At 60.7% G+C, this 23,138-nt stretch carries 19 protein-coding genes and 4 pseudogenes; 12 read left to right on the forward strand and 11 right to left on the reverse strand.

From position 1 onward, the window contains the following. The first annotated feature begins 20 nt into the window (after positions 1–20). Positions 21–557, forward strand: a complete 537-nt coding sequence (locus tag FTO60_RS02495; RefSeq protein ID WP_148054489.1) for a F0F1 ATP synthase subunit B' — start codon at positions 21–23, stop codon at positions 555–557. Positions 558–561: 4 nt separating this feature from the next. Continuing rightward, on the forward strand, positions 562–1,137 hold the full coding sequence (locus tag FTO60_RS02500) for a F0F1 ATP synthase subunit B (RefSeq protein ID WP_148054490.1): 576 nt from the start codon (positions 562–564) through the stop codon (positions 1,135–1,137). An 86-nt stretch (positions 1,138–1,223) separates the two neighbouring features. Here the strand turns inward: FTO60_RS02500 and FTO60_RS02505 are convergent, their stop codons facing one another. The 3 genes and pseudogenes from FTO60_RS02505 to FTO60_RS02515 form a co-directional block, all read right to left on the reverse strand. Beyond that, complete coding sequence (locus FTO60_RS02505) at positions 1,224–1,991, reverse strand: FadR/GntR family transcriptional regulator (RefSeq protein ID WP_148054491.1); 768 nt, start codon at positions 1,989–1,991, stop codon at positions 1,224–1,226. Between the two features lie 139 nt (positions 1,992–2,130). Further along, positions 2,131–2,792 (reverse strand): annotated as a pseudogene (locus FTO60_RS02510) (OmpA family protein). 112 nt (positions 2,793–2,904) lie between these two features. Continuing rightward, the gene (locus FTO60_RS02515; protein ID WP_148057021.1) at positions 2,905–3,744 is read right to left on the reverse strand and encodes a bifunctional helix-turn-helix domain-containing protein/methylated-DNA--[protein]-cysteine S-methyltransferase; all 840 of its coding nucleotides are present in this window, start codon (positions 3,742–3,744) and stop codon (positions 2,905–2,907) included. Between the two features lie 101 nt (positions 3,745–3,845). Between FTO60_RS02515 and nth the strand changes: the two genes are divergently transcribed. Together nth and FTO60_RS02525 are read left to right on the forward strand one after the other, a co-directional pair. Then, positions 3,846–4,490: an endonuclease III gene (gene nth, locus FTO60_RS02520; RefSeq protein WP_148054492.1), complete on the forward strand. Its 645-nt coding sequence runs from the start codon at positions 3,846–3,848 to the stop codon at positions 4,488–4,490. Beyond that, a complete protein-coding gene (locus FTO60_RS02525) occupies positions 4,487–5,485 on the forward strand; it encodes an adenosine kinase (protein WP_148054493.1) in 999 nt (332 codons plus the stop codon). Before nth ends, FTO60_RS02525 begins: the two co-directional genes overlap by 4 nt. On the opposite strand, the gene FTO60_RS02530 is transcribed toward FTO60_RS02525, so the two are convergent. Both FTO60_RS02530 and FTO60_RS02535 read right to left on the reverse strand, forming a co-directional pair. Then, positions 5,472–6,368 carry a hypothetical protein gene (locus FTO60_RS02530; protein WP_368074256.1) on the reverse strand — a complete coding sequence of 299 codons (897 nt, stop codon included), beginning with the start codon at positions 6,366–6,368 and terminating at the stop codon, positions 5,472–5,474. The genes FTO60_RS02525 and FTO60_RS02530 overlap by 14 nt on opposite strands. Then, positions 6,331–7,149, reverse strand: a complete 819-nt coding sequence (locus tag FTO60_RS02535; RefSeq protein ID WP_148054494.1) for a sulfotransferase family protein — start codon at positions 7,147–7,149, stop codon at positions 6,331–6,333. The genes FTO60_RS02530 and FTO60_RS02535 overlap by 38 nt, the downstream gene beginning before the upstream one ends. A gap of 143 nt (positions 7,150–7,292) precedes the next feature. Here FTO60_RS02535 and FTO60_RS02540 point away from each other — a divergent pair, with 143 nt between their 5' ends. Together FTO60_RS02540 and FTO60_RS02545 are read left to right on the forward strand one after the other, a co-directional pair. Continuing rightward, entirely contained in the window at positions 7,293–8,870 is a 1,578-nt protein-coding gene (locus FTO60_RS02540; RefSeq protein ID WP_148054495.1) for a DUF5928 domain-containing protein, read from the forward strand. Between the two features lie 8 nt (positions 8,871–8,878). Beyond that, a complete protein-coding gene (locus tag FTO60_RS02545; RefSeq protein WP_148054496.1) occupies positions 8,879–9,241 on the forward strand; it encodes an HIT domain-containing protein in 363 nt (120 codons plus the stop codon). Between the two features lie 112 nt (positions 9,242–9,353). Here the strand turns inward: FTO60_RS02545 and FTO60_RS02550 are convergent, their stop codons facing one another. Then, entirely contained in the window at positions 9,354–10,283 is a 930-nt protein-coding gene (locus FTO60_RS02550) for an ABC transporter ATP-binding protein (protein ID WP_148054497.1), read from the reverse strand. 96 nt (positions 10,284–10,379) lie between these two features. Here FTO60_RS02550 and FTO60_RS02555 point away from each other — a divergent pair, with 96 nt between their 5' ends. The 3 genes from FTO60_RS02555 to polA are packed head-to-tail and all read left to right on the forward strand — an operon-like array spanning position 10,380 to position 13,824. Then, positions 10,380–10,559, forward strand: a complete 180-nt coding sequence (locus tag FTO60_RS02555) for a zinc-finger domain-containing protein (RefSeq protein WP_148054498.1) — start codon at positions 10,380–10,382, stop codon at positions 10,557–10,559. Further along, entirely contained in the window at positions 10,556–11,014 is a 459-nt protein-coding gene (locus FTO60_RS02560) for a GNAT family N-acetyltransferase (RefSeq protein ID WP_148054499.1), read from the forward strand. The genes FTO60_RS02555 and FTO60_RS02560 overlap by 4 nt, the downstream gene beginning before the upstream one ends. Then, entirely contained in the window at positions 11,011–13,824 is a 2,814-nt protein-coding gene (polA, locus tag FTO60_RS02565) for a DNA polymerase I (RefSeq protein WP_148054500.1), read from the forward strand. The genes FTO60_RS02560 and polA overlap by 4 nt, the downstream gene beginning before the upstream one ends. A 183-nt stretch (positions 13,825–14,007) precedes the next feature. Here polA and FTO60_RS02570 read toward each other — a convergent pair. Both FTO60_RS02570 and FTO60_RS02575 read right to left on the reverse strand, forming a co-directional pair. Then, a pseudogene (locus FTO60_RS02570) lies at positions 14,008–14,624 on the reverse strand (transposase); the annotation flags it as partial. Positions 14,625–14,784: 160 nt separating this feature from the next. Beyond that, entirely contained in the window at positions 14,785–15,105 is a 321-nt protein-coding gene (locus FTO60_RS02575; protein ID WP_148054501.1) for a helix-turn-helix transcriptional regulator, read from the reverse strand. A 128-nt stretch (positions 15,106–15,233) separates the two neighbouring features. Between FTO60_RS02575 and FTO60_RS02580 the strand changes: the two genes are divergently transcribed. Together FTO60_RS02580 and FTO60_RS02585 are read left to right on the forward strand one after the other, a co-directional pair. Next, on the forward strand, positions 15,234–16,202 hold the full coding sequence (locus FTO60_RS02580) for an efflux RND transporter periplasmic adaptor subunit (protein ID WP_148054502.1): 969 nt from the start codon (positions 15,234–15,236) through the stop codon (positions 16,200–16,202). Further along, complete coding sequence (locus FTO60_RS02585) at positions 16,199–19,441, forward strand: efflux RND transporter permease subunit (protein ID WP_148054503.1); 3,243 nt, start codon at positions 16,199–16,201, stop codon at positions 19,439–19,441. Before FTO60_RS02580 ends, FTO60_RS02585 begins: the two co-directional genes overlap by 4 nt. Positions 19,442–19,470: 29 nt before the next feature. On the opposite strand, the pseudogene FTO60_RS17870 reads toward FTO60_RS02585, so the two are convergent. Together FTO60_RS17870 and FTO60_RS02590 are read right to left on the reverse strand one after the other, a co-directional pair. Continuing rightward, positions 19,471–19,836 (reverse strand): annotated as a pseudogene (locus FTO60_RS17870) (IS5/IS1182 family transposase); the annotation flags it as partial. An 83-nt stretch (positions 19,837–19,919) separates the two neighbouring features. Beyond that, complete coding sequence (locus FTO60_RS02590; protein WP_148054504.1) at positions 19,920–20,606, reverse strand: FAD-binding oxidoreductase; 687 nt, start codon at positions 20,604–20,606, stop codon at positions 19,920–19,922. Here FTO60_RS02590 and FTO60_RS02595 point away from each other — a divergent pair. Then, a pseudogene (locus FTO60_RS02595) lies at positions 20,593–21,276 on the forward strand (carbamoyl phosphate synthase large subunit); the annotation flags it as partial. The gene FTO60_RS02590 and the pseudogene FTO60_RS02595 sit on opposite strands and share 14 nt — an antisense overlap. A gap of 474 nt (positions 21,277–21,750) precedes the next feature. Here the strand turns inward: FTO60_RS02595 and lpdA are convergent. Next, a complete protein-coding gene (lpdA, locus tag FTO60_RS02600) occupies positions 21,751–23,130 on the reverse strand; it encodes a dihydrolipoyl dehydrogenase (RefSeq protein WP_148054506.1) in 1,380 nt (459 codons plus the stop codon). Positions 23,131–23,138: the final 8 nt, after the last annotated feature.

Genomic DNA, 23,138 nt, shown 5'->3' on the forward strand with positions numbered 1-23,138 from the left:
TTTGTCGAAAGGACGACGAGATGGCGACCGAGCCCACAGCCGCAGAACAAGTGACCGAGGCCAGCAAGGCAGGAATGCCGCAGCTGGATTTCTCAACATTCCCGAACCAGATTTTCTGGCTTCTGGTCACGCTTGTCGTGATCTATTTCGTGCTGTCCCGCATCGCGCTGCCGCGCATCGGGTCCGTTCTTGCCGAACGCCAAGGCACGATTACCAATGACATTGCCGCAGCCGAAGAGCTGAAGCAAAAAGCGATTGAGGCCGAAGAAGCCTATAATCAAGCCCTGGCCGAAGCCCGCGCCGAAGCAAGCCGCATCGTTGGCGAAGCCAAAGCCGAAATTCAGGCTGAACTGGATGTCGAACTGCAAAAGGCCGATGCACAGATTGCGGCCCAGACCGCCGAAAGCGAAAAGGCAATCGCCGATATTCGCGCCGGTGCGATGGACAGCGTCAAAGCCGTGGCCAAAGACACCGCCAAGGAATTGATCGCTGTTTTGGGTGGCAAGGCAGACGCCAAGACCATCACCGCAGCCGTCACCGCACGGATGAAGGGGTAGCGACATGAGAAAACTGGCATTCGCCTTTATCCTGACGTTGGTCGCATCGCCTGCATTGGCTGCGAGCGTCAATCCGTTTTCAAAGTATTTTTGGACGCTGACAAACACCAACCTGATCGTTGTGATGGCGTTCCTGGTGTTCATCGGGATCCTCATTTACTTCAAGGTGCCCGGCAAGATTGGCGAAATGCTTGACGGTCGCGCCGCCGGTATCCGTTCCGAACTTGACGAAGCAAAGGCGCTGCGCGAAGAAGCGCAGACCCTGCTGGCATCCTACGAGCGCAAGCAAAAGGATGTGCAGGAACAAGCTGCCCGCATCGTTGAAACCGCCAAGGAAGAAGCCGCCCGCGCGGCCAAGCAGGCCAAGGATGACATCAAGGCATCCGTTGCCCGCCGTGTTGCCGCGGCCGAAGACCAGATTGCCAGCGCCCAGCAGGCCGCCGTAAACGAAGTGCGTGACAGCGCCATCACGGTCGCCATTGGTGCGGCGCGCGATGTGGTCGCCAAACAGTTGACCGCTGCCGATGGCAACAAGCTGATCGACGAAGCGATCGCGGATGTGGCTGCCAAGCTGCACTGACCGGTTGCAAGTGGGGCGAAACCCCGCCCGATGATCTGAATTGACCCGATGCCCCGAGGCGTCGGGTTTTTCTGTGGTTGCCTATGTCAGCGCCGCGTTTCGTGTTCGAACCGCTTGCGGGCAATGGCTTCGTTTCGGTCGGCCTTTTTCTGGTCGGTCATTGCGATTTCGACAAAGGTCAGATGCGCTTCGACCGCGGCGCGGGCGGCGGCGGCGTCGCGGGCCTGAATCGCCGTGTTCATGGCGCGATGCTGGTCCAGCAACATGTCACGGGTCGTGCGCTGCTTGAACATGACCTGCCGATTGTAAAACACGCCCTCGCGCAGCAGTTGGAACATCGAGCGCATCATATGCAGCATGATCACGTTATGGCTTGCCTCAATGATGCTGAGGTGGAAATCAGCGTCCAGCGCGGCCTCGTCCTTGGGGTTGCGTTTGGCATGGGCCGCTTCCATCTTGCGAAAGATCGCATCAATCACCTTGAGGTCGGTGTCGCTGCCATAGATTGCGGCGCGTTCTGCCGCCAGCCCCTCCATGTCGCGCCGGAAAGTGATGTAATCGAACACCGCTTCGTCATGGGTGGAAAACAACCGGACGAGGGATTCTGAAAACGCCGATCCCAGGACATCGGCCACGTAGACACCTGCGCCGGCGCGCGAGGCCAGCAAACCCGCGTCCTGCAATTCGGCCAAGGCCTCGCGCAGGGACGGGCGCGATACGCCCAGCCGTTCACTCAGCTCGCGCTCGGATGGCAGGCGTTCACCGGGCCGTAGGATGCCGCGCAGGATCAATAGTTCGATCTGGCGCACCACTGATTGCGAAAGCTTTTCTGGCTGGACTTTTTCAAACGGCATTACGGTCCTCTTGGTATTGGTCAAATCATATGACCAAATCATCAAAGGTGTAAAGCTGACGGCCATGAGGAGCGATGCTTGTAACGCAAAAGGGCCACCCCAAGGGGCGGCCCTTTCCGGTCAATCACATGCGATACATCTAGTTCGGAACAATGATGATTTCGACGCGACGGTTCTGTTGGCGCCCTTCCGGCGTCAGGTTGGTCGCGATGGGGGACGTTTCGCCGCGGCCGATTGAACGAATGCGCTGAGGCGCGACACCGGCGTTGATCAGCACCGATGTCACCGCCTGCGCACGACGGGCCGACAGACCTTGGTTATAGCCCGCGTCACCGACGTTGTCGGTATGGCCCAGCACGTTGATCGTGGTGTCTGGATAGCGGTTCATGCTTGCGGCGAGTGCGGTCAGATCGCTGCGCATCGACCCTGTAAGAGCGGCGCTGTCGGTTGCAAACAGAATATCCTGCGGCAGGGTCACGATCAGCTGTTCGCCAGTATTGGTAATGCCGACATTGCTGCCCATCGTCTGGCGCAACTCGGCCTCCTGGCGGTCAAGCTGGGCACCGCCCGCGGCTCCGATCCCGCCACCAATCACGGCCCCACGAGCGCTCCACGGCGGCGCTCTGCGGCGGTATCACCTGCGGCGACCCCGATAAGAGCGCCAATACCAGCGCCAATCGCGGCGCCCTGTTGGGTGTTACGGTTGGGGTTGTTGGGGTCGGTCATTTCCTCGCAGGCGGACAGCGCAAGGATCGAAGAGGCCGCGACGGCCAGAGAAAGTTTGGATTTGGACAGGGTCATTGGTCTGATTCCATATGTTGGAGCGCAAGGTTGCGCGCTTGTGATGGTTATATCGCCGATGTGGTGTTGTTATCCAATAACGCGCGAACCACTGGCAAGGTTCCGCGCATTCTTAACCTGCTGTGGCATCAGACTGGGCGGCCTCATAGGCCAGCATGGCCCGTTTGACGGGCAATCCCCAGTGATACCCGCCCAAACCGCCCGATTTGCGCAGGGCGCGGTGACAGGGGATCAGCCAACTGACCGGATTGCGCCCGACAGCCGTGCCGACAGCCCGGACGGCACGCGGTGTCCCAATCGCCCCCGCGATTTCAGAGTAGGTCGTGACCTGGCCCGATGGAGTGGCCAGCAGGGCCTCCCAGACTTTCAGCTGAAAGGGCGCGCCAATCATATGCAGGCGGGTTTCGCCCTGCATCGCAAGGGCGGGTTCGGCGAGGTGCCGGATTGCCGCCGCATCTTCGGTGAAATGTGCATTCGGCCAGCGTGCGATCAGGTCCGCCATCGTCGCGGCCACGCCCACTTCGGCCGTGAACCCCAGCCCGCAGATGCCCCGGTCCGTTGCCATGACGATGGCGGGGCCAAAGGGGCTGTCAAAGGTGCCCCAGCGGATGGTTTGTCCGGCGCCGCCGCGTTTGAATTCGCCCGGGCTCATGGCTTCCCAGCGCATGAACAGATCGTGCAACCGCCCCGAACCTGACAGGCCAACCGCGTCAGCCGTGGCGAGGGTCGTGAAATGATCGCGCAGCAGGACCTTGGCGTGATCCAGCGCAAGGTATTGCTGATAGCGTTTGGGCGACACCCCGACCCAACTGCTGAAAAGCCGTTGAAAATGCGCGACACTCATCCCCATCTGCGCTGCGAGGTCGTCAAGCGAAAGCGGGGTCTTGGCGGCGTCAATCAGCGCGATTGCGCGGGCCATGACGCCATAGTGATACCTGTGATCCTGTTCCATGCCCCAAGGTAGCGCGCGACGGGCGATCAAGCGACCCGATTTATGCGGTTTCAGGTGGGTTAATCCCTTGCCCGCCGTCGCGCCCTCGGCCACAAATGCGTATGGCCAAGCAACTTGACTACCACACGATCCGCGAAATTTTTGCCCGGTTTCACGCGGCCGAACCCGCGCCCGAGGGCGAATTGCATCACACCAACGCATATACGCTGGTGGTGGCGGTGGCCCTGTCGGCCCAAGCGACAGATGCAGGCGTGAACAAGGCCACGAAGCGGTTGTTTGAAATCGCCGACACGCCGCAAAAGATGCTTGATCTGGGGCTGGAGGGCGTGACCGAACACATCAAGACCATTGGGCTGTTCCGCCAGAAAGCCAGGAACGTCATCAAGATGAGCCAGATTCTGGTCGATGATTACGGTGGCGAGGTGCCCAACAGCCGCGCCGCGCTGCAATCCCTGCCCGGTGTCGGGCGCAAGACCGCCAATGTGGTCCTGAATATGTGGTGGAAGATGCCCGCGCAGGCCGTGGACACCCATATTTTCCGCGTTGGCAATCGCACGGGCATTTGTCCGGGCAAAGACGTGGATGCGGTGGAACGCGCCATTGAAGATCATATCCCGGCGGATTATCAGCAACACGCTCATCACTGGTTGATCCTGCATGGGCGCTACATCTGCGTTGCACGCAAACCCAAATGCGCAGCCTGCCTGATCCGCGACCTGTGCCCATTCGAGGACAAGAACCTATGAAAAAGTTTCAGATTGTCGGAATCGGCAACGCCATGGTCGATGTGCTGGCCCGCGCCGATGATGCATTTCTGGCCGAGGCGGGCATCGGCAAAGGCATCATGCAACTGATCGACATGGAGCGCGCGGTTGATCTTTACGGCAGGATCGGCCCCGCCAAGGAAATCAGCGGTGGATCGGCGGCCAACACGATTGCGGGCATTGCCCATCTGGGTGGCAAGACGGCCTATGTTGGCAAGGTCAAGGACGACCAGCTTGGCGCGATTTTCGCCCACGACATGCGCGCACAGGGGGCCGTCTATGAAACCTCGCTTGCCCCCAAAGACGCGCCGCAGGAAACGGGCCGGTGTATCGTCGTTGTGACCCCCGATGGTGAGCGGTCGATGAACACCTATCTGGGGGTCACCGAATTTCTGGAACCCAGCGATATTGATCCTGCGATGATGGCCGATGCCGACTGGATTTACCTTGAGGGCTACCGCTTTGACGGGCCTGACAGCCACGCCGCATTTGCCAAGGCGATCAACGCCTGCAAGGGCCACGGCGGTCGCGTGTCGCTGACCCTGTCGGACCCGTTCTGCGTTGAACGCCACCGCGATGCGTTTCGCGTGATGATCCGCGAAGATGTGGACCTGTTGTTCTGCAACCGCGCGGAAATCCTGTCGATGTATCAGACCGACGATTTTGACGCGGCCCTTGATGCCGCAGCGGACGAAGTGCCGCTGGTTGCCTGCACCGACAGCGAGAACGGCGCGCATATCATCGCTGCCGGTCATCGCTGGCATGTGCCTGCGGTGCCGACCGATATCGTTGATGCCACGGGCGCGGGTGATCTGTTCGCAGGTGCGTTCTTGTGGGGGCTGACCAATGGCTATGATCCCGAAGCCTGCGGCCATATGGGCTGTGTTGCCGCGTCAGAGGTGATCAGCCATGTCGGTGCGCGCCCCGAGGCAGACCTCAAGGCGCTGTTCAAGCGTTACAATATCATTGCAGCGTAGCCAGCCAAAGCGAGTCGATCCTGTCAATTTCAGCAGGGTCGAATTGCATGTCTGATTCCCAATAGCGCCCCGAGGGGACCATGTAGCCAAGCGCGTCCTCGGCTGCCAGTGCGGTTGCGACAGCCGTTTGATCCAGTTGCAAATGCCGTGACGTGCCGACGTTTTCAAGCGTGGCGCGCGGAAAGGTCAGGCGGCTGGGTCCGGGCGACAGGTTCACCACCGCGCAGCCTTCGCGCGCGGCGATGGCCGCAAAGCGGGCCGATTTCGCGGTCAACGACCGTAGTGTGATATCTGCGCGCAACGGGTCGGCGGTGCCTGTGCCATAAAAATGTGTCTGCGCGGTTTCGGGATAGATCATGTCGCAGCCCAAATAGGCAATCACCGAGGGGCGCAGCCCATGAAGTGCCCAGTAAGACGCGGTAAATGCCATCGTGCCACCGCCATAAATAAACCCGCCAAAGGCGTTTTGTGCAGGCACATAATCGGCGGCGGTGATGATCTGCTGGGTCGGGCTGACATCCACCGGGTGACGTTCGGGCGGGAAATCCTCAGGATGGATGTGGATATCCCAGTCAGGGCGCACTGCCCAAGCGTTATTGATCGCGATGATCTTGTTAAACGACGCACGCGACCACGCGCGCGCGGCCACGACATCGGGGCCACTGCCCAAGATAAGAATGATCGACACAACATGCCCTCCCGTGACGGAAGATAGGGCAAGAATTGCCGACGGGTAGGGCAAATCGCCTGCGAAAGGGGGGCCTTGGTAAATGGCGATGCCAGCGCTGGGCGCGCGCGCCCAAAGGCGCGGCTTTTCCGCGCCGATGTTCCCGACATGCCAGCCGTCATTCGCCCAGCTTGGCGTGAACCTCGTCGAGATCAATTTCGCCGATCGGCATCTTGTTGGCCGGATTTTCAAAGTCGTATTTGAACAGGTTGAAATCACGTTTGTAGATTTCATAGATCAGATGCATCGACAGGTCGTCGAAATAATCTTCGACCGGATGGGCGCGCTTGGGGCCATGCCCTTCGCTTTCGTTGAAGCGCGGGATTTTCTTGAGGTTGACCTTGTGCCTGGTCTTGATGCCGTTCAGCACGTCCTGCATCCCGTCATTAAAGGATTCCGTCCAAAAGATTTTGTCGTAGCGCCCGCCGTTGACGATAAAGGTGCTGATATGGCCGGACATGGCGGACCAGTGGATGTCAGGCTCCATCGGGCGGCGCCAGCGGATGGTATCACGCGCAAACAGCAGAAAGCGGCGGAACGATTTGATCTGGTCAAATTCAAACCCATCGTCAGGGCTGCCCACCTCGATCCCGTATTTCTGGATCAGCAGGGGGACAAGGTTGCCGCGATAGCGTTTGCCGTTGCGTTGGATGCCGCAGATTTTATCAAAGAATGACGACAGAATGCGGGTATAGGGGTTGCGCACGCAGGTGAAGGCATAGCTTTTGTGACCCTTCACGTTGTCGGTGATCAGCTGCTGGCTGTCCTCCATCGCCCATTTGTGCATTTTTCCGGTGGCATCGTGGATATCACCATCAAAAAATTCGCCGTGATCGGAATAATACATGATCTGGCCAATGGTCGAACAGGCGCATTTCGGAACGACGCGATACACCACGCTTTCGCTTTCCGTCATCCATGTTCCGGGAAAACCCATACTTCTGCGCCTCCAACGCAATGCCCCAAATGTGACTTAGGGGATGTTTCCGCCAAAAAAGCAAAGAAACTGTGTTTATTCAATGTCCCTTCACGTTTAGACATGAAAAACAATCCGAGCAACAATGGCTTACTGTTTCCAATATGGCAAAGATCGCCTTTATCCTGCTGTGCCACAAAGACCCCGATGCGATTATTCAGCAGGCGGAGCAGTTGACGGCTGTCGGCGATTACATGGCGATCCACTTTGACGCCAGCGCCCCGCGCGAGGCTTTCGAGAAAATCAGCGAAGCGCTTGGGGACAATCCCAACGTCACCTTCGCCAAAAAGCGCATCAAATGCGGCTGGGGGGAATGGTCACTGGTGCAGGCGACCCTTCACGCGGTCGAAGCGGCGGTGGAGGCCTTTCCGCGGGCCACGCATTTCTACATGGTCTCGGGTGATTGCATGGCGGTGAAATCGGCCCGCTACGCCAAGAACATTCTTGATCGTGATGACGTGGACTATATCGAAAGTTTCGACTTTTTCGAAAGCGACTGGATCAAGACGGGGATGAAGGAAGAACGGCTGATTTATCGGCATTTCTTTAACGAACGCGCGCATAAACGCATCTTTTATTGGTCGTGGTGGGCACAGCGCAAACTGGGTTTGCAACGCGAAATACCAAGCGACATTCAGGTGATGATCGGCAGCCAGTGGTGGTGCCTGCGCCGCCGCACGGTGGAATGGATTTTGGAGATGACCCGCAAGCGCAAGGACGTCATGCGCTTTTTCCGCACCACATGGATTCCGGACGAAACGTTCTTTCAAACCCTCGTGCGCCACCTTGTGCCCGAACACGAAATCAAGACCCGCACGTTGACATTTCTGATGTTTTCCGACTACGGGATGCCGATCACGTTCTACAACGATCATTACGATCTGCTGCTTAGTCAGGATTTCCTGTTCGCCCGCAAGATCAGCCCCGAAGCCAAGGGCCTGAAGGACCGGTTGGGGCGGCTGTATGCATCCGAGCGCGACGATTTCAAGATATCGGACGAGGGCCGCGACCTGTTCAAGTTCCTGACCGGACGGGGCAGAATCGGGCGCCGCTTTGCCCCGCGATTCTGGGAAACCGAGGCGTCACTGGGCCGCGAACGCGAATTGCTGATTGTCGCCTGCAAGAAATGGCATGTGGCCAAACGCCTGCTGGGGTCGATCAAGCACCATACCGACATCCCGGCAATCGAATACCTGTTCAACGAAGAGGACACGCCTCTGCCTGATCTGGGGGGCATTCAGTCAACGCTGGGCAAGCGCACGCGCCATCGCCGCGCGCTGATGCGGATGTTGTTTGATTACTATGAAACCGACCGGTTGATCATCTGTCTGGACACGGCCAACCTTGATCTGATGCAGGATTTCATGTCGGACCGGTCAACCACGCGGCTGCTGGAGATCGAGTGCGAGTTCAGCGATTCCTATTTGATCGGCCACGCCATGCGGGTCGGGCTGGCGGGCGAACAAACGCCGCCCGAGACGCTGGAACAATTGCTGCCGACGATCCGTTACGACGTGGTCTATGAGAGTGACAAGATCCGCGACGCGAACTTTCCCAATTATCTGCGCTTGCGCGAATTGGGCTCCGTCGATGAAAACGCCGCCACCCTGCGCGAATTTCTGACGGCAACCGACGAGGTCGCGCGCGGGATCGCCCAAACCCCTTATCTTTATGACGACTGAGGTATCCGATGGATCATGTTTACGACCCCGAAAACATCTTTGCGAAAATCCTGCGCGGGGAAATCCCCAACCAGACGGTGTTTGAAAACGATCACGCGCTGGCCTTTCGCGATATCGCCCCGCAAGCGGCGGTGCATGTGCTGGTGATCCCCAAGGGCCCGTATGTCAGCCTTGATCACTTTGCCCGTGACGCCAGCGCCGATGAACAGATCGGGTTCATGCGGGCGGTTGCGGCGGTGTGTGAAAGCGCGGGTGTCGAGGAGGGGTTCCGCGCCATCGCCAACACCCGCCGCCACGGCGTGCAAGAGGTGCCGCACTACCATCTGCATATCCTTGGTGGCCAGCAGTTGGGGCGGATGTTGCCAAAATGAGCGCGACCGCGCCCTGTTATTTCAGCAAGCGGTGAGGCGACGCGCGCTAACACGCGCTGGCCGATACGCTGGCCTTCGGCGAAAGTTATCCTGGAAGAAAAAGCGAAGAAGGTCAGCGCCCCGAGGTGAGCGACAGGAACACGTCCTCGAGGTCGGGGTCTTGCGTTTTCACATCGCGGATCGTGATTCCGGCGCCGCGCACGCGGTCAAGGATCGCATCAGCGGGGGTGGTTTTGGTGCCGTAGGTAAAGACCAGCGCGCCGTCGGCCCGTTGGCTGGCGCTGATGCCGGCGGGCATATCGGGCAGGCTGGCAGGGCTGTCGGGCTGAATCACCATCGTTTTCGTATCCAGCCGTTCCAGCAGGTTCGCCGTGGTGTCGCGCACGACCATGTCGCCGTGGTTGATGATGGCGATCTCGTCGCACATGGCTTCGGCCTCTTCGAGGTAGTGGGTGGTGAGGATGATCGTCATCCCGTCCTCGTTCAGCTTGCGCACATTGGCCCAAAGCAAGTTGCGCAATTCGATATCGACGCCCGCCGTGGGTTCATCAAGCACAAGGATTTGCGGCGAATGCACCAGTGCCTTGCCCAGCAAGAGGCGGCGGCGCATGCCCCCCGAAAGCGAGCGCGCATAGGCATCGGCCTTGTCCGTCAGCCCAATCAGGTCAAGCAGCTCGTCGGTGCGCCGTTGCGATCTGGGCACGCCATAAAGCCCGGCCTGCACATCCAGGCTGCCGCGCGGCGTGAAAAAGGGATCAAGGTTGGGTTCCTGGGGCATGATGCCGATGGCGGCGCGGGACTGGCGCGGGTTTTCATCCTGATCAAAGCCCCAAATTTTCACGCTGCCAGCGGTTTTCACCACCAGACCGGCAAGGATATTGATCAATGTGGACTTGCCGGCGCCGTTCGGCCCAAGCAGCCCGAAAATCGACCCGCGCGGGATGTCGAGGTTGATGTCTTTCAGCGCCTCTTTGGCCGCGGTGCGCCCTGTGGCCGCATATGTCTTGCAAAGGCCTGCGATTTCGATGGCATTGTCCGTCATGGCGCGTCGTTCCCGTCTTGCCCGCAACTGCTGTGGCGTTAGAATGGCTGCAAATGTAACGCGGGCCTATCCCGCGACAAGCCAAAGGTAAATCCCATGACCCGACCCGCCCCCGAGACCAAGATCGTGCATGACTGGCGTGTGGCCTGTGACGGCGGCGATGGCAGCCTTGGCCATCCGCGCGTCTGGCTGCAAATTCCCCAGGATCATGGCTGGGTCGAATGCCCCTATTGTGATGCCAAATACGTGCACAAGGATTTTGAAGGCAAGGTGTGAGCCGCCTTGCGATCCGGCCAGCGACCATCGCGGATTTGGCCGCGTTGCGTGCGGTGTTTGACGCAGCCTATGCGCAGGCCCGCGCCGAGATTGCGGATCTGCCGGATGTGACAGGCGGCTTGGCGGATGATCTGGCGCAGCAGACCTGTTTTGCGGCACTTTGGGACGGCGCGATCGTTGGCGGTTTGGTTCTGGCCCTGCACGGTGATCACGCCCATCTGGTCAATCTGGCGGTGTCGCCTGATCATGGTGGCAAGGGTGTTGCCAAGGCGTTGATCGGTGTGGCCGAAGATGCCTGCCGCGCGGCGGGCCTGCAGGAATTGCGGCTGGCGACACACGTAAAGATGCCGCAGAATGTGGCGATCTATGGTCGGCTGGGCTGGATCGAGACCGGGCGCGACGACCGCAAGGTGATGATGGTAAAACGGCTGACGACCGATGAGGGGGCGACATGACTGCAAAGGCTCGGAAATTTGGCAAAGGCTGTCATCTGCATCTGATCGACGGGTCGGCGTTTATCTTTCGCGCCTATCACGCGCTGCCACCCCTGACGCGTAAATCGGACGGTTTGCCGATTGGCGCGGTATCGGGGTTTTGCAACATGTTGCAGCGCTATGTGGATGGCAATACCGGCAGTGACGTGACCCATGTGGCGGTGATTTTCGACAAGGGCAGCCATACGTTTCGCAATGATATGTATGATCTCTACAAGGCCAACCGCGACGAAATGCCCGAGGATTTGCGCCCGCAGATGCCCCTTACGCGGCGCGCCACGCAGGCCTTTAATATCGCCTGCGAGGAGATGGAGGGATATGAGGCCGATGACATCATCGCCACGCTGGCCTGTCAGGCGCGCGAAGCGGGGGGGCGCTGCACGATCATTTCCAGCGACAAGGACTTGATGCAACTGGTCGGTGACGGGGTTGTCATGCTGGACGCGATGAAAAACCGCGTGATCGACAGCGATGGTGTGATGGAAAAGTTCGGCGTTGGCCCGGACCGCGTCGTCGATGTGCAGGCGCTGGCGGGGGATAGCGTTGACAACGTGCCCGGCGCGCCGGGGATCGGCATCAAGACGGCGGCGTTGCTGATCAACGAATATGGCGATCTGGATACCCTTCTGGCCCGCGCGGGCGAAATCAAGCAACCCAAGCGCCGCGAGAGCCTGATCGAGAACGAGGAACAGATCAGGCTGTCCAAGCGCCTGGTGCAGCTGGATTGCGACACGCCCATCACGTTCACGCTGGACGATCTGGAGGTGCGTGACCCTGATCCGGAGGTGTTGCTGGGGTTTCTGGCCGAAATGGAATTCCGCACGATCGTCAAGCGCATTTCCGACAAGCTGGGTGTTGAGGCCCCCGCCATCCCAGACACCACGCCCGAAGGCGCGAACCCGCCCGCAGGCGAGGTGGAGCAGGTGCCGTTTGACGCCGAGAAATACGAATGGGTCCGCGATGCGGCGGCCCTCAAGGTCTGGATTGATCGCGCTTATGAATTTGGCCGTGTGGCCGTCGATACCGAAACCACCGGCCTGAATGAAATGCGCGTTGATCTGGTAGGTATTTCGCTTTGTGTGAACGCGGGCGAGGCCTGCTATATCCCGCTGATCCACAAGGCGGGTGGTGCTGACGATCTGTTTGGCAGCGATGATCTGGCCGAGGGGCAGATGGGCGCTGAGGAATGTCTGGATATGCTGCGCCCGATGCTTGAGGACGACAGCATTCTGAAAATCGGCCAGAACATGAAATACGACGCCAAGATTTTCCGCCGCAACGGTGTGAATGTGACGCCGTTCGACGACACGATGCTGATGTCTTATGCACTGAATGCGGGCTTGCACAATCACGGGATGGATGCGCTGAGCGAACGCTACCTGAGCCATACGCCGATCCCGATCAAGCCGCTGTTGGGAACGGGCAAATCGGCCATCACCTTTGATCGGGTGCCGGTGGACGAGGCGGTGAAATATGCCGCCGAGGATGCCGATATCACCCTGCGTCTGTGGCAGGCGTTCAAACCGCAGTTGCACCTTCAGCAGGTGACAACGGTTTATGAAACCCTTGAACGGCCCCTGTCGCCCGTGCTGGCCACGATGGAGATGCACGGCATCAAGGTTGACCGTGACACCCTGTCGCGCATGTCCAACGCATTCGCGCAGAAAATGGCGGGGCTTGAGGCGGAAATTCATGAACTCGCAGGGCGGTCGTTCAACGTGGGATCGCCCAAGCAGTTGGGCGAAATCCTGTTTGACGAGATGGGCCTTGAGGGTGGCAAGAAGGGCAAGACCGGCGCCTATGCCACGGGCGCGGACGTGCTTGAGGATCTGGCGACGGAACATGATCTGCCCGCGCGGGTGCTGGACTGGCGGCAGTTGTCAAAGCTGAAATCGACCTACACGGACGCGCTACAGGACCATATCAACCCCGATACGGGCCGCGTGCATACATCTTATGTGCAGACGGGCGCGAATACGGGCCGCTTGGCCTCGACCGATCCGAACCTGCAAAACATCCCCGTGCGCACCGAGGAAGGGCGGCGTATCCGCGAGGCATTCGTTGCGGAAGAAGGCAAATTGCTGGTTTCGCTTGATTATTCCCAGATCGAATTGCGCATTCTGGCCCATGTGGCGGGCATTGATGCGCTGAAACAGGCCTTTCGCGATGGGCATGACATTCACGCCATGACCGCCTCGGAAATGTTCGACGTGCCGCTGGAGGACATGACGCCGGATGTGCGCCGCAAGGCCAAGGCGATCAATTTCGGGGTGATTTACGGGATTTCCGGCTTTGGTCTGGCGCGCAATCTGCGCATTCCACGCAGCGAGGCGCAGGGATTCATCGACCGCTATTTCGAACGTTTCCCCGGTATTCGCACCTATATGGACGATACGGTGAAATTCGCGCGCGACAACGGCTATGTGCAGACCCTGTTTGGCCGCAAGATCCACACACCCGAGATCAATGCGAAGGGGCCGGGCGCAGGCTTTGCCAAACGCGCGGCGATCAACGCGCCCATCCAAGGCACGGCGGCCGATGTGATCCGCCGCGCGATGATCCGGATGGACGATGCAATCGCCGGTCAGCCCGCCAAGATGCTGCTACAGGTCCACGACGAACTGGTGTTCGAAGTGGACAAGGCGGCCGCTGACGACCTGATCGCCGCAGCCCGCGAGGTCATGGAAAATGCGGCTGATCCGGCGGTGAAATTCGACGTTCCGTTGGTCGTTGACGCAGGGACTGGCGACACATGGGCCGAGGCGCATTAACGCCTGCTATGGGGGACGAAGCGGGCACGGGCGGCAGCGAAGCGAATGGCTGCTGTCAACTCAGCGGGCGAATTGGCAGTCCAACTGGACCTCGTAGCGCCTTGGCGAACTCGGCCTCAGTTGGACTGCCACACGTTCATTGTGCGTGATGTAAGAGTCCGATTCAAAACTAACCCTGCCTTTTCATTGCTTTGCGAGATGGCGAGTGACGCGGCGAATCCGGGAGATTATCACCCACGTCTTGGCGCTGACGCTGGATTTTCCCCGGTCCTTTGACAATCGGCGGCACCGCCCCACCCATGCGCGGGTGCGCTCGACAACGCAACGGCGGGGCAAGACCTCCCGACCGTTTGCGGCGTCGAAGCGTTTGACGATCTGCACGGTCCTGCGCCCGATCGCCTTCAGCGGTCATGCAATTTGGCGTATCCGCGTTGGCGAAAATGTGGCGCAGCATCGGTAACGCGCGGCGACAGCTTTGAGCACATCCGGCGCGCCGTCACGCGCGCGGATCCCGGCGCTGTGGACCTTGCGGCCAACAGCACATCCGACCGTGTCAGTCACGATATGGCGCTTGCGCTCCGTGGTCCTCTTGCCCGCGTCATACCCTCGAACCCCGCACCGTGGAGACCGGCGGGAAATCGTCGGGCAACACGCGCCATTGGCGCCTGGCCCTCGCGATATACGGAATCGCATCGCGCACATCGCGAAAACTGTCGTGCGACAGTAGCCGGTCGACTTGCCTAGTGGCAGCAAGGGCTTGAGTAACCGCCACCCCGCATGGTCACCTCACACGCATATCTGAAACCAGTCGCGGCACGCCGAACCGTCGTTAGATCGGACCAATGTGAAACGGGCCCGTAGCGGGCCAAACCTTTGCCGATTTCACGTGCCTTGGCCAAAATCGTCGGCTCACCTGGCTCCGCTTGCCAACCGGCACTTTTTCCACGACCGGACCGGTGTCTACTTGGCCTCACGGGGTTTTTGGCAACTCAAATGTGCCAATAGATCCAGACAACGCGGATCGGTGATCGAGTAATTGATCTGCAGGCCATCTTTCTCACCCTCGACCAACCCGTCCCGCCGCATTTTGGCCAGATGCTGCGAAATCGCCGATTGCGACAGTCCCACGACCGCGCAAAGCTCGGATACCGAGGCCTTGCCGGAAGAAAGCCGACACAGGATCAGCAACCGGCTTTTGTTGGACATCAGTTTGAGCAGCCCGGCGACTTCCTCGGCGCGGGCTTGCAGATCTGCCAAGGCGTGGTTTTGGAACTGCGACATAAAAGCATATCAATCCGGTTGACACTAATTCAGCAATAGCTAATTTAGATTTTGCTAATATTTCTGTCAACTGCCGATTCCGCTACGCCGTCTTCCCGCTCACAACACCCGACGCTGAAAGCTCTGCCATGTTCAAGCCCTTACTCCTTTCCCTATTTCTTGCCACGCCTGCCCTGTCCCAAACCGCGCCGGTTCTCGAGGTCACGACCACCATGATCGCCGACCGCAAGGCGGTGTTCGCCACGGTTGAAAGCGTCGACACCCTGACCGCACGGACTCGCATCGGCGGCACCATCGCGCAACTGATGGTCGATGAGGGCGACAGGGTCGCAGCGGGCGATGTGCTGGCGCTGGTGGTCAATGATCAGATGGCTCCGCAGATCGCCTCTGCCAATTCGCAAGCCGATGCGCTCAAGGCCGAACTGGTCCAGGCCCGCGAAGACCTGACCCGCGCCGAGGACCTTTTTGAACGTGGTATCGTCGCGCAGACCCGGCTGGATCAGGCGCAGACCGCAGTGGCGGTGCTTGAAGGCCGCCTGGCTTCGGCCAACCAGACGCGCGATGTGCTGGTGCAACAGGAACGCGAGGGCGCGGTTCTGGCCCCCGCCGCGGGCCGCGTGCTGGACGTTCGGAGCCCACAAGGAAGCGTCATGTTACCGGGTGAACCGGTCGCCATCATTGCATCGGACCGCTACCTGTTGCGTCTGAACCTGCCCGAACGCCACGCCCGTTCCATTTCCGAGGGTGACGAGATCGAGGTTGCCGGGGCGGCGCTCGGGGCCGATGTGGCCCCCACCGGTGTGATCGTTCAGGTCTATCCGCGTATCGAAAACGGCCGCGTCATCGCCGATGCCGAGGTCGACGGATTGGGCAGCTTCTTTGTCGGCGAGCGCGTGCGCGTGCACGTGACGGTCGAGCGACGCGAAACGATCATCTTGCCGCGCGCCTATATTTCCACCCGGTTCGGCAATGATTTCGTCACGGTCGAAACCGAGGAAGGCAGGCACGACATTGTTGTCCTTCTCGGGGCGGAAACCCCGCAAGGTGTTGAAATTCTGACAGGGTTATCAGTTGGCGACCGGGTGGTGCAGCAATGAAACTGGGTATTTCCGGGCACCTGACGCGTGCCTTTGTCCGCTCGGCGCTGACGCCGCTTTTGCTGTTGGCCTCGCTGGCCGTGGGATTGATCGCGCTGACGGTTATCCCGCGCGAGGAAGAACCTCAGATATCGGTTCCGATGGTCGATGTGATGCTGCGCACCGACGGGCTGCGCGCGACCGACGCGGTCGAGCTTGTGACCGAGCCGCTGGAGGCGATCCTGCGCTCGATCAACGCTGTAGAACATGTCTATTCGCAGACAGAGGATGACCGGGTGCTGGTCACCGCGCGCTTCGAGGTCGGCACCGACCCCGATGACGCCATCCTACGGGTGAATGAGCGTATCATGGCCAATATAGACCGCATCCCGCAGGGCATTCCGCAGCCCTTGATCGTTGCGCGCGGCATCAATGATGTGGCCATCGTGTCGCTGACGCTTTCGCCCGCGCCCGAGTCCGCCGCACACTGGGACGACCGGGCGCTCTATTCGCTGGCCGAAGAATTGCGCGCGGCGTTGATGTCGGTCGAGGATGTCGGCTTGACCTATATCGTAGGCGGGCGCACTGATCAGATCCGGATCGAGCCCGACCCCGAACAGTTGGCGCTTTACGGCGTCACCCTGCAACAGCTGGCCGCGCGCGTTGCCGAGGCCAACCAGACCTTTCCCGCCGGAGAAGTCTCGGCGCTGGATCGCACGCTCTCTGTTACCGCAGGGCAAACGTTGCGCGGCCCGACCGATATCGGGCTGTTGCAACTGACCGCCCGCGACGGGCGCCCGGTCTATGTGCGCGATGTGGCTGACATCGTTGTCGGAGCTTCCCCAGTCGAGGCCCGCACATGGACGATGACCCGCGAAGAAGGCGAAACCGAATGGGCGCAGCTGCCCGCGGTGACACTGGCAATCGCCAAGCGTGAAGGCGCAAACGCGGTTGTCGTGGCCGAAAGCATCCTCGAACGACTGGAACTTTTGCGCGGTGAGTTGATCCCCGAAAACGTAAATGTCGAAATTACCCGCAATTACGGTGAGTCGGCCGATGAAAAGGCCAATGAGCTCCTGTTCCACCTGGTTCTGGCGACGGTGTCGATCGTGGCACTGGTGACGGTGGTCATCGGCTGGCGCGAAGGTATCGTGGTGGCCATTGTCATCCCCACCACGATCCTGCTGACGCTGTTTGCCTCGAACCTGATGGGCTATACCATCAACCGGGTCTCGCTCTTTGCGCTGATCTTTTCCATCGGAATCCTGGTCGATGACGCCATCGTGGTGATCGAAAACATTGCCCGGCACTGGGGCATGCGCGACGGGCGACCACGGGTGACCGCGGTGATCGAGGCGGTGGCCGAGGTCGGCAACCCCACCATCGTTGCCACGCTGACGGTGGTCGCGGCGCTGTTGCCGATGCTCTTCGTATCGGGGTTGATGGGCCCCTATATGGGGCCGATCCCGGTCAATGCATCGGCGGCGATGATCTTTTCCTTCTTTGTCGCGGTGATTCTGACCCCTTGGCTGATGCTGAAAATCGCCGGGCGTGACGGGGCCGATGCTGACGCTGATGCGCATGATCACGAAAACGAGGGCCTGTTGGGGCGGCTGTTCCGTCGCGTGGCGACCCCGGTAATCGCCAGCCGCTGGCGGGCCGGGCTGTTCCTGATCGTCGTGTTGGCGATGACAGGGGCCTCGATGACGCTGTTCTTTGACCGCACGGTGCGGGTCAAGCTTCTGCCGTTCGACAACCGATCCGAGTTTCAGATCATACTCGACATGCCCGAGGGGACCAGCCTGGAACGGACCGAACGGGTGCTGACCGAGGCTGCGAACCGGCTGGCCGCCTTGCCCGAGGCAACGTCGATACAGCTCAATGCGGGCACCGCGGCGCCGTTCAATTTCAATGGCCTGGTGCGCCATTATTACCTGCGCAACCGCCCCGAGATGGGTGACTTGCAGGTCAACCTGCTGCCCAAGGATGACCGCGAGCGGGTCTCGCACGAGATCGCTCTGGCGGCCCGCGACATTCTGGCCGGGATCGAGCTGCCCAAGGGCGGATCGTTCCGGGTTGCCGAGGTGCCGCCGGGGCCCCCTGTCTTGGCCACGCTTCTGGCCGAAATCTACGGGCCCGACGCCGAGACCCGCCGCGCGGTCGCCCGCGAGGTGCGCGCCGCTTTCGAGGAGGTACCCTATGTCGTGGATGTAGAGGACAGCTTTGGCCTGCCCCGCCCGCGCCTGCGCCTGGCCATCGATCAGGACAGCCTCGAGTATTTCCAGGTCCGCCAGAGCGATGTCTATGGCACTATCCGAGCGCTGTTCGATGGGGTGCCCGTTGGCTATTCCTATCGCGGCGAGGGGCGCGACCCGGCCGAGATCCGGGTGGCGTTGCCGCGTTCGGAACTGAGCTGGTCCGAGCGACTGAGCTCGACCCCGGTGCCGGCCAACCTGCTGCCCGGAGCGCGCGGCGTTGTCGAATTGGGCGATGTCGTCACCGTGAGCGAAGAGGAGGGCAGCTATCCGATCTACCGCCGCAACGGGCGCTATGCCGAGATGGTCATGGCCGAGCTGGCCGGAGATTTCGAGGCCCCGATCTATGGCATGATCGAGGTGCAGCAGGCGCTGGACGCGCGGTCCTGGTCCGAAGACGTGCCGCGCCCCGAGATTCGCTATGCCGGGCAGCCCGAAAGCGACGCCGAACCCACACTTTTGTGGGATGGTGAATGGGAGGTCACCTATGTCACTTTTCGCGACATGGGGGCGGCTTTTGCCGTGGCCATCCTGGCGATCTATGTGCTGGTGGTGGCGCAGTTCGGGTCGTTCCGGGTGCCATTGGTCATCCTGACGCCGATCCCGCTGACCTTTATCGGCATCGTCTTTGGCCATTGGCTGTTCAACGCCGCCTTTACCGCCACCTCGATGATCGGCTTCATCGCGCTGGCAGGCATCATCGTGCGCAATTCGATCCTGCTTGTGGATTTCATCCGGCATGGGGCGATCGAGGGCGAGCCTTTGCACGAGACGCTGCTGCGTGCTGGCGCGATCCGCTTCAAACCGATCCTGCTGACCGCCATTGCCGCGATGATCGGGGCTTCGGTCATCCTGACCGATCCGATCTTTCAGGGCCTGGCCATTTCGCTTTTGTTCGGGCTGGCCTCGTCAACTTTGCTGACGGTATTGGTGATCCCGGCCATCTACGTGGTGTTCAAGAATGCCGACGCGCCCTATCGACCGAAAGAACCCGAAGCGATCTAAGAGTCCGATTCAAAACTAACCCTGCCTTTTCATTGCTTTGCGAGATGGCGAGTGACGCGGCGAATCCGGGAGATTATCACCCACGTCTTGGCGCTGACGCTGGATTTTCCCCGGTCCTTTGACAATCGGCGGCACCGCCCCACCCATGCGCGGGTGCGCTCGACAACGCAACGGCGGGGCAAGGCCTCCCGACCGTTTGCGGCGTCGAAGCGTTTGACGATCTGCACGGTCCTGCGCCCGATCGCCTTCAGCGGTCATGCAATTTGGCGTATCCGCGTTGGCGAAAATGTGGCGCAGCATCGGTAACGCGCGGCGACAGCTTTGAGCACATCCGGCGCGCCGTCACGCGCGCGGATCCCGGCGCTGTGGACCTTGCGGCCAACAGCACATCCGATGAGCTTGCGCATGGGGGGGCTCCTGTCAGTGTGTTTTGGATGGCGAGGCGCAGTGCCGGGGTGCGGCCGACCCAAGCTGCGCCTCACCTCAGCGCGAACGCTTCCGTGTGGATGTTCTTGCGGCTCACACCTTCTTCTTTCAGGCCTTTCATCAGGCCCTCGATCATGGGTTTCGGCCCGCACATGAAGTATTCATAGGTGTCAAGCGGATCGGGCAAATTTTCCCTCATCTTGTCGGTGCGTGCAAAGTTGCCTTCCTCCGAAAAGAGCGGGATCAGCGTGATATTGCCCAGCTCGGCAGCGCGTGCCTTCAACTCATCCAGAAAGATCGCATCCTGTTTCTCGCGCGCCGCATAGACCAGGTGGATCTGCCGGTCGTCGCCCGGCTGCATCGCGCGCAGTTTCGACGCGAAGGGCGTCAGGCCAATGCCACCCGCGAGCCAAATCTGCTTCTTGCCAGCCGTTTTCGCCGCATCGAAGCGCCCGTAGGGGCCGCGGACCATGACGTCGCGGCCCGGTTGAAGCTCCTCGCGCACCTTGCGGGTCCAGTCACCCAGAACTTTCATGGTGAAGCGCAACCGATCCTCGCCCGGCGCACTTGAGATCGTGAACGGATGCGGCTCCGACCACCCCTTGCCCTGCACCTCGACAAAGGCGAACTGGCCGGGCTTGAAGTCGATCATATCCGCGACCGGCTTCAAAACCACTTCGGTGGCACGCTCCAGAGCGTTCACAGCCTCAACCGTGAACCGCACCGCCGCGCGCCTCATGGCTGGTGAGCCGCTCACAAACTTCCCGCTGCGCGAACCCTATCCGCACGCCGAAGACCCAATGACGGTCCTCCCGCTGGGCGATGCCTTCACCCTCGCCGACCCGAAAACCCCGTGGTTCTCCGTCAAGGAGGCCGTGCTGCCTTTCGCCCGCTTCCCCGGTGTCGACACGATCCTGGGGCCCGAAATGCGCTCCACCGGCGAGGTCATGGGCTGGGCGCGCAACTTTGGCCGCGCCTTTCTCAAGGCGCAGATGGGCGCGGGCGTGGATCTGCCCACATCCGGCATGGCCTTCCTGTCGATCAAGGACGCCGACAAAGGCCCGCTGATGAGCGAGGCCGCGCAAATCCTCACCGACCTTGGCCTGACGCTGTGTGCCACCCGCGGCACCGCGGCCTGGCTGCACGAACAGGGTTTTGAGGCCGAAGTGGTCAACAAGGTCTACGAGGGCGGCCTGACCGTCGAAGACCGCCTCAAGGACGGGCACATCGCCATCGTCATGAACTCCACCGAAGGCTCCGCCGCGATTGAGGACAGCCGGAGCATCCGCGCCGTCGCCCTGTATGACCGCATCCCGTATTACACCACCGCCGCAGGATCACACGCCGCAGCACTGGCAATGAAAGCACGGGTCGAGGGCGAGGTTGGGGTCAGGGCGTTGCAGGGGTAATACCCGCCCCGCTGCCCACAGGCACCATGCAAGCCGGGTATCGCCAGCCCTTCGGGCCAGTCTGGCGATGCCCGGCGCCTTTGGCTTCTTTCCGGGCTAAGCGCGCGCCTACGTTGGACAAGCCAATGAGCATCGCTTGATTGTCTGCTTTGCGGACTTTACCGCCTTTCGCAGATGCGGCCAATGCTGATGCAGCATTTCATCGCAGCTGCAGCAACGCGCATTTTACAGTGAAGCGAAATTCACCAAACCAGCCGTTCGGGGTGCTGGGATTGGCCCTATTCTCGAACGAGCGATAATCCGAACCGTCAATCTGGATCAACTCAACAAAACATACGCGGCGCAATCGAGGTTGATGGCGCGTCTGCTGATATTTGCGTCAGGGCCAGTTGCCACGGGCGCTGGCGATGCCGTGGCTTGCTCCGGTGACGAGCGCTGACTGCCTGCTGAGCTCTATAGAAGTGCCAAGCGAAGTCACAGATCGGTTAGCGTGCCGAGGGCGCGTTCTGCCGTGAAGCCTACGGTTTCGGAAAGTGTCGGGTGTGCATGCACTGAAAGCGCCACGTCTTCGAGTGTTGCGCCCATCTCCATAGCCAGTACACATTCTGCCAAAAGCTCTCCGGCATTTCGACCCACGATGGTCGCGCCAAGCAGGCGCTGGGTTTCGGGGCAATAGACCAGTTTGGTCAGCCCATCGCCCCCACCCGAGGCCAGATTCCGCCCGCTCGCAGCCCAGGGGAAGCTGGCAACTCTGTGATCGACGCCCCGGTCCTTGGCCTGTGCCTGTGTCAGGCCAGCCCAAGCCAGTTCGGGGCTGGTGTAGGCAACCGAGGGAACAAGGTCGGTATCCAAGGCCGCGGCGTGGCCCGAGGCGACCTCGGCGGCGACGTGGCCTTGATGGGTGGCGCGATGTGCCAACATCGGGTTGCCGGTGACATCGCCGATCGCAAAAATGCCATCAACATTCGTGCGGCAAGAGACATTCACTGGAATAACACCGCGGTCGTCAATCTCGACGCCAGCGGCCTCTGGGGCGACTTGCGGCCCGTTGGAACGACGTCCCACCGCCTGGATCGCCGCATCCGCCTTGATCTTCCCGTCGTACCCACCATCGCAAGATAGCGTCAGCGCGGCTTTGGTGGCTTTGACCTCGGTCACTTTTGTGCCTGTGTGGATTGTAACCCCCTCCGTCTCCAGAGCGGCACGCAGAATCGCCACGGCTTCTGCATCGGCGCCGGGGGCGATCTGGTCCATGAGCTCGATGACAGTCACCTTGCTGCCGAGTGCGGCATAGACCGTGGCCATTTCCAGCCCGATGATCCCGCCGCCCACGATGGCGAGCGCCTTGGGCACGTCACTGAGTTCAAGCGCATCGGTAGAGTCCCAGATGCGATCGTCTTCGGGCCAACCGGGCAGGCGCACAGGGGCGGAGCCCACAGCGATCACGGCCTGATCGAAGGTCCAGGCGGTGCCGTCAATCTCAAGGCTCTTATCGCCGGTGAATTGTGCCGTGCCACGAATGGTCTGGACCTTTCGCCGCTTGGCAAGGCCAACGAGGCCCGTGGTCAGCTGCTCGACAATGCTGTCTTTCTTCGCGCGCAACTTGTCTAGATCCACGGACACACGGCCGGTAGATATACCCCAGTCGTCCCCGTGGCGGGCCTCGCGGATCACTTCGGCGGCATGCAAGAGGGCCTTGGACGGGATGCAGCCAACATTCAGGCAAACCCCGCCAAGTGTTGCGCGTGGGTCGACCATGACGACTTTGCGCCCCAGATCAGCGGCGCGAAAGGCGCAGGCATACCCACCGGGGCCTGCGCCCAGAACGATGAGGTCGGCGTGGTTGTCAGACATTGGCGCCC

Origin of the sequence: Octadecabacter sp. SW4 (assembly GCF_008065155.1) — a bacterium.
In the GTDB taxonomy this organism is placed as follows: domain Bacteria; phylum Pseudomonadota; class Alphaproteobacteria; order Rhodobacterales; family Rhodobacteraceae; genus SW4.

Coding starts and splice junctions, on each gene's coding strand:
- FTO60_RS02495 (WP_148054489.1), top strand. CDS start 21: ATGGCGACCGAGCCCACAGCCGCAGAACAAGTGACCGAGGCCAGCAAG.
- FTO60_RS02500 (WP_148054490.1), top strand. CDS start 562: ATGAGAAAACTGGCATTCGCCTTTATCCTGACGTTGGTCGCATCGCCT.
- FTO60_RS02505 (WP_148054491.1), bottom strand. CDS start 1,991: ATGCCGTTTGAAAAAGTCCAGCCAGAAAAGCTTTCGCAATCAGTGGTG.
- FTO60_RS02515 (WP_148057021.1), bottom strand. CDS start 3,744: ATGGAACAGGATCACAGGTATCACTATGGCGTCATGGCCCGCGCAATC.
- nth (WP_148054492.1), top strand. CDS start 3,846: ATGGCCAAGCAACTTGACTACCACACGATCCGCGAAATTTTTGCCCGG.
- FTO60_RS02525 (WP_148054493.1), top strand. CDS start 4,487: ATGAAAAAGTTTCAGATTGTCGGAATCGGCAACGCCATGGTCGATGTG.
- FTO60_RS02535 (WP_148054494.1), bottom strand. CDS start 7,149: ATGGGTTTTCCCGGAACATGGATGACGGAAAGCGAAAGCGTGGTGTAT.
- FTO60_RS02540 (WP_148054495.1), top strand. CDS start 7,293: ATGGCAAAGATCGCCTTTATCCTGCTGTGCCACAAAGACCCCGATGCG.
- FTO60_RS02545 (WP_148054496.1), top strand. CDS start 8,879: ATGGATCATGTTTACGACCCCGAAAACATCTTTGCGAAAATCCTGCGC.
- FTO60_RS02550 (WP_148054497.1), bottom strand. CDS start 10,283: ATGACGGACAATGCCATCGAAATCGCAGGCCTTTGCAAGACATATGCG.
- FTO60_RS02555 (WP_148054498.1), top strand. CDS start 10,380: ATGACCCGACCCGCCCCCGAGACCAAGATCGTGCATGACTGGCGTGTG.
- polA (WP_148054500.1), top strand. CDS start 11,011: ATGACTGCAAAGGCTCGGAAATTTGGCAAAGGCTGTCATCTGCATCTG.
- FTO60_RS02575 (WP_148054501.1), bottom strand. CDS start 15,105: ATGTCGCAGTTCCAAAACCACGCCTTGGCAGATCTGCAAGCCCGCGCC.
- FTO60_RS02580 (WP_148054502.1), top strand. CDS start 15,234: ATGTTCAAGCCCTTACTCCTTTCCCTATTTCTTGCCACGCCTGCCCTG.
- FTO60_RS02585 (WP_148054503.1), top strand. CDS start 16,199: ATGAAACTGGGTATTTCCGGGCACCTGACGCGTGCCTTTGTCCGCTCG.
- FTO60_RS02590 (WP_148054504.1), bottom strand. CDS start 20,606: ATGAGGCGCGCGGCGGTGCGGTTCACGGTTGAGGCTGTGAACGCTCTG.
- lpdA (WP_148054506.1), bottom strand. CDS start 23,130: ATGTCTGACAACCACGCCGACCTCATCGTTCTGGGCGCAGGCCCCGGT.